Source organism: Synechococcus sp. R55.4 (genome assembly GCF_047461935.1).
Classification (GTDB): Bacteria; Cyanobacteriota; Cyanobacteriia; order Thermostichales; family Thermostichaceae; genus Thermostichus.
The window spans coordinates 1-6,953 of sequence record NZ_JANSIF010000081.1 but is presented as its reverse complement, the minus strand read 5'-3'; the positions used below and the strand labels follow the sequence as shown (position 1 = coordinate 6,953).

At 57.7% G+C, this 6,953-nt stretch carries 8 protein-coding genes; 1 reads left to right on the top strand and 7 read right to left on the bottom strand.

From position 1 onward, the window contains the following. Positions 1-81 precede the first annotated feature (81 nt). Positions 82-1,584 (bottom strand): glycoside hydrolase family 3 protein, encoded by a 1,503-nt coding sequence (locus tag NW842_RS13750; RefSeq protein ID WP_414418259.1) that lies wholly within the window; start codon positions 1,582-1,584, stop codon positions 82-84. A gap of 791 nt (positions 1,585-2,375) precedes the next feature. On the opposite strand from NW842_RS13750, the gene NW842_RS13745 reads away from it, so the two are divergent. Continuing rightward, a complete protein-coding gene (locus tag NW842_RS13745; RefSeq protein WP_414418258.1) occupies positions 2,376-3,059 on the top strand; it encodes a hypothetical protein in 684 nt (227 codons plus the stop codon). 35 nt (positions 3,060-3,094) lie between these two features. Here the strand turns inward: NW842_RS13745 and NW842_RS13740 are convergent, their stop codons facing one another. From NW842_RS13740 to NW842_RS13715, 6 genes are all read right to left on the bottom strand, one after another. After that, entirely contained in the window at positions 3,095-4,354 is a 1,260-nt protein-coding gene (locus tag NW842_RS13740; protein ID WP_414418257.1) for a class I SAM-dependent methyltransferase, read from the bottom strand. A 1-nt stretch (position 4,355) separates the two neighbouring features. Next, the gene (locus tag NW842_RS13735) at positions 4,356-4,529 is read right to left on the bottom strand and encodes a hypothetical protein (RefSeq protein ID WP_414418256.1); all 174 of its coding nucleotides are present in this window, start codon (positions 4,527-4,529) and stop codon (positions 4,356-4,358) included. A 47-nt stretch (positions 4,530-4,576) separates the two neighbouring features. Continuing rightward, entirely contained in the window at positions 4,577-5,128 is a 552-nt protein-coding gene (locus NW842_RS13730; protein ID WP_011433902.1) for an NAD(P)H-quinone oxidoreductase subunit J, read from the bottom strand. 1 nt (position 5,129) lies between these two features. Continuing rightward, entirely contained in the window at positions 5,130-5,870 is a 741-nt protein-coding gene (locus tag NW842_RS13725) for an NADH dehydrogenase subunit K (RefSeq protein ID WP_414331499.1), read from the bottom strand. Beyond that, complete coding sequence (gene ndhC / locus NW842_RS13720) at positions 5,861-6,223, bottom strand: photosynthetic/respiratory NAD(P)H-quinone oxidoreductase subunit C (protein ID WP_414331498.1); 363 nt, start codon at positions 6,221-6,223, stop codon at positions 5,861-5,863. The genes NW842_RS13725 and ndhC overlap by 10 nt, the downstream gene beginning before the upstream one ends. Positions 6,224-6,323: 100 nt before the next feature. Beyond that, entirely contained in the window at positions 6,324-6,572 is a 249-nt protein-coding gene (locus NW842_RS13715; protein ID WP_011433899.1) for a hypothetical protein, read from the bottom strand. Between the last annotated feature and the right edge of the window lie 381 nt (positions 6,573-6,953).

Sequence of the window (6,953 nt, the reverse complement as noted above, 5' to 3'; positions counted from 1 at the left end):
GGTTGGAAACAAACAGAATGCTATCGCTGCATAGTTGAACAGTGATGTTCAGCAGTGTTCAGCGTAAATGTATCAGCTCCGCTAACGCGACCAGGATCCCTCCAAGTGGGATCCAACCGGCAAGCGACCCTGGGCCGGGATCTGTCCCAACAACACCTGCAGCAACGCCTGTAGAGAGACGGGGGTAGTGCCGTAGCAGGCCAAATAGACCGGGATCTGGGGCAGGGCAAAGGCGTCGTAGGGGGATCCCAAGGCCAACCCAATCACCTTTTCCGGCGGAAGGGATCCCAGCAGCAACCTCTGCGCCGGATGCCGCCACGTCTCCAGGGATCCCACCAGCACCTGCGCAGCCCTTTGAGCCCCTTCTTGGGCAATCCGCTGCTGTTCGGGGGTGGGATCCAGAGGGATGGAGAACACTTGGGCAGCGGGACAGGCTTTTTGCAGCAGCTCCCCCAACAAAGGTACAGGGGTGATAAGCAGCGGGTCAGGGGCCAAGGGAGGCAGGGATCCCCGTACCAGGGTGATGCTGTCTTGGGCGATTTGGCGGGCCAGCGCCTGGTGGCTTTCCAGGGTGGAAGGGGGGAAAGGGGGGCAGGGGGATCCCAGCCTGTAGCGCCGCTTCAAGGCCAAAATCCGCTCCACCGACTGATCCAACTGTTCAACCGACAAGCGCCCGGCGCGAAACTCCCGCAGCAGATGGGCATAAGCTTCTTTTTGGATGGCCGGGGTAAAGCCGGGATCTGCCCCAAACAGCAGCACATCGGCCCCTGCCCTAAAGGCCAGTTCTGCCGCTTCGGGAATGCCGTAGGTGCGGGCAATGGCCCCCATGGTCAGGGAATCTGTCAGGACGAGACCCTGGAAACCCAGCCTCTGCCGCAGCCAGCCCGACACCACCTCAGGGGCCAGCGTTGCCGGTCGCACGGATCCCAGAGCCGGCATCACCACATGCGCCGTCATCATCGCCTCTGCCCCTGCCCGGATCAAAGCCTGAAACGGGCGCAATTCCGTGGTTTGTAGCGCCTCCAGGGGGCGATCCACCCGCGGCAACCCCAGGTGGGAATCCATATCGGTGTCCCCATGGCCGGGAAAATGTTTGGGCGTACAGAGGATCCCGGCTTGCCGATAGCCGCGCCACAGGGCGAGGCCGTAATCTGTCACCTGTTTCGGGTCTGACCCAAAGGCTCGGATGCCGATGATGGGGTTGTGGGGGTTGCTGTTCACGTCCACAACAGGGGCGAAGTTGAGGTTAAACCCCAAACTTTTCAGCTCCGTTCCCACCGCACGGGCCATAGCTTCTGCCTTTGCCAGGGATCCCGCTGCTGCCACTGCCATGGCGCTGGGGAACACCGTCACCCCCTCGGTAAGGCGCACCACCGGCCCCCCCTCTTGATCAATGGCTATCCACAGGGGGACAAGGGCTTGTGCCTGAGCCGCGGCAATGAGCTGGGCCACCTGAGGCAACGTTTGAATGTTGCCGGCAATCGAATAGAAGATCAGCCCGCCCACGTGGTAGTCCCGGATCATCTCCTCGAGAGCGGAGGAAAACTCAGCTCCCTCAAAATAAACCAGAAACAGTTGCCCCACTTTCTCCTCAAGGCTCCAAGCCCTGGGATCCACTGCGGCAGCGGGACGGGGTCCTTTCGCGTCAGCGGGACGGAGTCCTATCGAGCATGTCAAAGCAGATGTCCTTGGGCGTCGCTGCCAAGAAAGCCGGTCAGGATGAGCGTAAACTACCCGACATCAACCGCTAGGCGGTACGGAGCGGGCTTTTAGTAGCCCTGCAGTTAGCAAGCCAACCACGAGCCTCTGGGGTGGTTTACAGCACCCCCAATCGACCGTTACCAGTGCCTTAAACAACCGTTTCTGGTGTCCGCAGTATTATTATAGCATTCCTCCCGACACCGACCCTACGGGTACAGTGCGGGGCTCCTGCAATTTCTAGCTGAAGTGGCTCTTGCAGGTTTAGAGTGGCGATTGACTTGTAGTTGTGGCCATACTGGAGGGATGGCGTAAAGAACTGTAACCTCAGCAGTACACCAGAGTCATCTTGAAGTGCAGTGATGAAGTGCAGTGAAATAGTGCAGTAAAATTGTCTCTAAGGCGTTCTTTGTTCTTTGTGTTGGTTCTAGCTCCCCTTTCTCCTTAAAAAAAGAGGAGTTGTGAGTGAGAGAAAACCTACCCAAACATTACCTATGGTCAAAACAATCTTCAAGACAATCTCCTCTTCCACCCTGGGGTCGATGATGTTGCCTTTCTCCTGCCGCCAGCTTTGGATAACTGCCTTTCCCGCGTTGGCCGGAGTTACGGTGGCTATTGGCGGCCTTGGGGCGGGAGGATCCCTGTGGCAGGCAGGAGCAGCAGGTTTGGCCACGGGGATGACGGGCTATGTGGCTTCTGCTCTATCTGGAAGCGAGGCCAAAGCCAAAATCCAGCTTCTGCAGCACCTCGAAAATCGACAGAAGCAAAACGAAATCACTCCTTCAGACCTACAGCAACTGCAAAGCGAACTGGCCAACCTGCGTGCTGCCCTTGAAGATTGGGCAAAAGTCCAGCAGAAGGGGGTGGCTGCTGCCCAACCTTATGATGAGGCTCGTTCGCAAGCTCAAACTCCTCAGCTTCATTTTGAAACAGAGATCCAGATCCAATCTCAAGAAGAACGACTTCCTCAGTTACGCGCAGAAGAGCAAAGTCTGAAAGCCTCGATTGGAGATTTACAAGCCAAGAAAAAAAGGCCCATTCAGTCCCTCAAAGAGGGCATAGCCAAGGTGGAACAACTCCAATCAAAACAGAATCTCCTCAAGCAAGATATTGCCCGCCTAACCCAGGCTGATCCCTCAACAGCTGCTGGCAACTTCGCGGAACGGCCATCCGTTCCCAAAAAAGGATCTCCAGACGTATCTCTCAACTTGGCCCGCACGACCAAAACTGCCGCCGGCGTCGCATGGGCCGACAAATATGACGAAGTCTTTGCAACCCTCGAGGAGCGAATCGACAACCTGGAAGATGGCGCCAGAGCAATGGCAGAACTGGCATCGATGGAAGGCAACGGTAGCCGGTAGGGGCAGACATCCCATCCCAATAGCACCGAAACGGTTCACAGCTCTGGCTCGCCAAAGCCCCGCAGAGGATGAGCATATTCTGAGGGGGTCAGGCCCTTAGCCTGCACCAATACCCCAAAGCCCCCCAACCCCATGGGATCCAGCAGCGCATGAAGAGCGGATCGCCGCCGCAAAACTTGGCCCACATCCACAGCTTCGCCATCAACCGGGTTCCCCATTTGGCTGAGGGCAGCCAGCCGCTCGGTCAATCCCAGGTTCACCAAAAAGCTGCTCTGCCGGGTGAACCCCAGGCATCTTAGCCCCAGAGATTCTCCCACTTGCTCTAGGGTGGTAAAGTCCACATGAGCGGTGAGATCCTGGGATCCCACCCGAACATAGGGATCCGTGTAGCTGCCGTGCTGTCGGTAGGCCAAGAGCGTACCTTGGGCGCGGTGGGGGCTGTAGTAGCTCTGGGCGGTGTGGCCGTAATCGATGGTGAGCACGTAGCCTCGCCGCAGCTTACGGGCCAGCAGCTGCAGCCACTCCAAGGCTTTCAGGTTCACCTCGGTTTGGTAACCGGACGGATAAGTTTCTACAGGGATCCCCAGACGGGCGAAGTACTCTCTTAGCTCAGGAGTGGACAGATCCCCCAGCACTTCCCGGAAGTTGGCTTCTGCAGCCTCGCCGCAATCGACATAGATTTCTCGCAAAGCCCCATCCTGCACCTGCACCCGATGCACCGGAAAAGCATCCACCAGCTCATTGGAGAAAAAGCAGCCTGTAACTGAGTTATCCGGGATCCCGTCCCAATCCAACCAGCGCACCTTCTCCCCAAAAGGGGCCAATCGCTCCTGTTGGAGCCGCCGCAGGTGGGCAGAACGCTCCAGGATCCCATATTCCAGTGCCTGCCAAAAAGGGGGGTTAGCGGAGCGCACGTAGGTCAGCCAATCCTGGGCCAGGCGACCGCTGCCCGCCCCCATCTCGATCACCTTGAAGTCAGGGGGGGATCCCAAAATGTGCCAGAACTGAAGGATCTGCTCTGCCAACAGTTGGGCAAAGTCCGCCGCCAGGTGGGGAGAGGTGAGGTAGTCGGGGCCAATCGGGGATCCCTGCTCGTAATAGCCCAACCCTGGCTCGTAGAGAGCCCACTCCATAAACTGGGCAAAGGTCACCGGTCCCTGAGCGCGAATGCGGCTGACAATCAACTCCCGCAACTTCTGCGTGGCCTGAGGTGTCGATAGAGAAAGACTCGGGTCGCGTAGGTGTTGCTCAGGAGCGATCACAGGTGAGGATTCCAGGGATCCAGACTCACTCAACTTACTTGTTCAGGGGACGACGCCAATTTTGGCGAAACTGACGGTTCGAGACCAACAACACAGGCCAGAGGGCCGATACCAGCCACTTCCCAGATCCCGAATAGATGCGATCCGCCTTGCGGGCCGAGTACCAAACTCCACCTGCATAGATTGCCAAGAGCAAAAAAGGCCACATCTCAACCCATCCTGTTCAACGCTGCTCACCAGGTCAGGGATCCCCAATCAGTAGGCATCCTGCAGCTCATAGAAGTCAGGCGTGATGTAGTCCTTGCGCAGGGGCCAACCTATCCAGTCTTCCGGCATTAAAATCCGCTTCAGGTTCGGGTGTCCCTCGAAAACAATGCCGTACATGTCGTAGGTTTCCCGTTCCTGCCAATCCGCCGACTTCCAAATCCAGTATACGGAAGGTAGGCGTGGATCCTGGCGAGGCAACTTTACCTGGAGCCGCACCTCCTGAGGGCGATCCGCCCCGTCTGACAGCTTGATCAGGTGGTAAAGGCTGACCAGTGGCTGCCCTGCCCCCAGGTCATATCCGCACTGACACTCCAGGTAGTTAAAGCCGTAGGCATAGAGGGCGGTACACAAGGGTAGGAGAAAGTCCCGCTCCACCTCCAACAGCTCTACCCCTGCTGCGTCTCTCCCCAAATACTGGTGCTCGAAGCCGTTGTCGGCCAAAAACTGGGAAACCGGGCCCCGCTCCAACGTCACCAAGGGTTCCGACTGCTCGCCTGCGGATGGCGGCGCTTGTTTTTCCTGGGCATTTTCCTCTGCCATCTCACACTCCTCCCTGCAAGGCTTTGAGCTGCTGTTCCGCCCGCTTAAAGTCGGCAGTTTGCAAAGCCGGGGGCACCGGCAGGCCGATGGCCGCAGCCAGCTCTGGCGGGGGAGCTTGGCGGGTCTCGCTCTCCAGATACTTGCCGGTGATGATCTCCGGCACAGGCTTGAGGTTGTGCTTAACCGTGTAGTAGCGGTGGGTTTGCTGCAGACGGCCTCGTTCCCGCATGTCCTCGGCGGCGATCTTCTTGCGCAGCTTGACAATGGCATCCATGATCGCTTCTGGACGAGGAGGGCAGCCGGGAATGTACACATCCACCGGGATCAGCTTGTCCACCCCCCGCACTGCCGTGTAGGAATCGGAGCTGAACATGCCACCGCTGATGGTGCAAGCCCCCATGGCGATCACGTACTTCGGCTCAGCCATTTGCTGGTAGAGCTTGACCAACGCCGGAGCCATTTTCATGGTGACCGTACCTGCCGTGATGATCAAATCAGCCGTGCGCGGCGAAGAACGAGGCAACAGGCCAAAGCGGTCGAAGTCGAAGCGGGATCCCAGCATGGCAGCAAACTCGATGAAGCAGCAGGCGGTGCCGTAGAGCAGCGGCCAGAGGCTGGACATCTTAGCCCAGTTGTACAGGTCGTTCACCGTCGTCAGAACGACGTTGTTGGAGAGGTCGGTAGTCACCTGGGGGGCAGCCCCCGGAAACAAGACTTGCGATTTCTCAGACGTCATGACCATTCCAATGCTCCTTTTCTCCAGGCGTACACAAGACCCACCACAAGGATGGCGATGAAAATCAGGGCCTCCACAAAGGCCAACAGCCCCAAGCGGTGAAACGCCACTGCCCAGGGATAGAGGAACACCGTCTCTACATCGAAAATGACGAAGACCAGTGCGAACATGTAGTAGCGAATGTTGAACTGGATCCAGGCTTGCCCAAACGGCTCCATGCCCGACTCGTAAGTGCTGCGCCGCAGGGATCCCCGCCGCTTTGGCGCCAAGAGTGCAGAAGCCCCCAGAGCCAAAACCGGCAGCAGAGAGCAGAGGATCAGGAAAACCAGCAAATACTCGTAGCCGGACAGAACAAACACGACGCCAGACCGCCTCAGGTGCTCAACATTTAGATACGTTTCCAGTATAGAGCCAGTCTGTGGCTCCCCTGCGCCACGGGATCTTCAGTTCTATTGATGATCATGATTGTTGGGAGCGGCGTTTTTCCAGCCAGCCCCACACTCCGCTCACCACCGCCCCGGCCATCAGGATCCCCAAAGCCGGCTGAAACAAAGGCAGCCAGAGCCGCATCCAAAGTTTGTAGCCCAGTGGGATCCCAAGAAAAGCCCCGGTTACGGAAAAGACAAACCAGACAAACCCGGCGAACACCAGAAAGACAACGGCAATCAGGAAGTTATCCAGCCAGCGCTTGAGGTCAGAGGAAACCATAGGGATTGAGGCAGAACAGCTTGAAGTAGACCCAGAGGCAATCTGGGAACCGAACCTTTTGGGCCGCTAGTGCCGATATCTCAGCATCTTTCACCCAGACAGACTGCCGGAATAAGTTCAACAGACAGGGTAGCTTACCCCAGCACTTGGTGAAGATCCCACGTGCACCTTTTTGGGTAGAGTAAGCTGTGCCGGCCCGCTGCTGACCCGCTGTGAACACAACCCAAAACCACGGTAGCGCCAGTAGGATTCCCCAGCCAGCCTGCTAACAATAAGTGAGATTTCCCTTCTGCCGCTTGGTCAGCTCAGCTAGAAATCGCAGGAGCCCCGCACTGTACCCGTAGGGTCAGTGCCGGGAGGAATGCGCTTTGATGAAGTACA

What these genes read in the sequence shown, in the direction of transcription:
- NW842_RS13745 (WP_414418258.1), top strand. Translation starts at nt 2,376, where the DNA reads ATGACGGGCTATGTGGCTTCTGCTCTATCTGGAAGCGAGGCCAAAGCC.
- NW842_RS13735 (WP_414418256.1), bottom strand. Translation starts at nt 4,529, where the DNA reads ATGTGGCCTTTTTTGCTCTTGGCAATCTATGCAGGTGGAGTTTGGTAC.
- NW842_RS13730 (WP_011433902.1), bottom strand. Translation starts at nt 5,128, where the DNA reads ATGGCAGAGGAAAATGCCCAGGAAAAACAAGCGCCGCCATCCGCAGGC.
- NW842_RS13725 (WP_414331499.1), bottom strand. Translation starts at nt 5,870, where the DNA reads ATGGTCATGACGTCTGAGAAATCGCAAGTCTTGTTTCCGGGGGCTGCC.
- NW842_RS13715 (WP_011433899.1), bottom strand. Translation starts at nt 6,572, where the DNA reads ATGGTTTCCTCTGACCTCAAGCGCTGGCTGGATAACTTCCTGATTGCC.